A 1162-nucleotide genomic window follows, 5' to 3' on the forward strand; every position below is an offset into this window, starting at 1 on the left:
TTTCGCGTTGTCGAACTCGTTAGGCGGCAGCGGTATTTTGTCGATTTACCTCGTGGGTTTATTGCTGGGTAACCGTCCAACGCGCAGCCGTCATTCGATTCTGCATGTGCTAGATGGTATGACGTGGCTAGCGCAAATTGGCATGTTCCTCGTGCTTGGTTTGTTGGTTACGCCGTCGAACTTGCTGAGTATTGCGGTGCCAGGCTTGGCGCTTGCGTTTGGTATGATTTTGTTTGCCCGTCCTATTTCCGTGTGGATTGGACTGCTGCCATTTAAGAGCTTCACGCCACGTGAGAAGTGGTTTGTCTCTTGGGTTGGTTTGCGTGGCGCGGTGCCAATCATTCTTGCGGTATTCCCTATGATGGCTGGTTTGCCAGACGCGCAGCTGTACTTCAACTTGGCCTTCTTCGTGGTTATGGTATCGCTGATCGTTCAGGGCGGTACGCTGACCAAAGCGATGTCGCTTGCCAAGGTTGAGTTGCCACCAAAGCCTGAGCCAATCTCTCGCACTGGTGTGGAGATTTACCCAACCAGTGAGTGGGAACTGTTTATTTACCGATTGAAAGCGGATAAATGGTGCATTGGCGAACCGCTGCGTAGTTTGTCGATGCCTGAAGGCACGCGCATTGCGGCTGTTTTCCGTAATCAAGAACTGCTTCACCCATCGGGCAGTACCAGGTTGGAAGAAGACGATACCCTATGTGTATTGGCTCAAGAGAAAGACTTAGCTGCATTGAGCTTGTTGTTCAGTGAAGCGCCGGAGAAAGCCTCTCTGACTCGTTTCTTTGGTGATTTCTTCTTAGATATTGAAGTGAAGCTGGCCGACGTGGCGATGATGTACGGTTTGAATTTGGGCGATGAACTGCAAGATAAAACCTTGAGCAATATTGTTGAAGAACAGCTGGGTAGCACGCCTGTTTTGGGCGACCAGTTTGAATGGCAAGGATTGCAATGGGTAATCGCGGACGTGGTGGATCACCAAGTGACTAAGGTTGGTTTACGTTTACCCAATGAAGAAGAGGAAGGGGAAGAGGAGGACTAAGTCCTAATCATTCATTTCCGTTAACATGATGACGGCTTGCGTGCGGTTCTTCACGCCGAGCTTGCGGAAAATCGCCGTCATGTGTGCTTTGATGGTGGCTTCTGATACATTCAACTCGTA

At 50.0% G+C, this 1162-nt stretch carries 2 protein-coding genes; one reads left to right on the forward strand and one right to left on the reverse strand.

Annotated elements, in window-relative coordinates; genetic code table 11:
* On the forward strand, window positions 1-1042 hold a 1042-nt coding region (locus R7R78_RS24180; RefSeq protein WP_225474381.1), incomplete at its 5' end, for a potassium/proton antiporter.
* 3 nt (window positions 1043-1045) lie between these two features.
* Here the strand turns inward: R7R78_RS24180 and R7R78_RS24185 are convergent.
* The coding region (locus R7R78_RS24185) for a response regulator transcription factor (protein ID WP_225474382.1) at window positions 1046-1162 on the reverse strand (117 nt) is incomplete at its 5' end.

Source organism: Vibrio sp. 2134-1 (assembly GCF_033339495.1).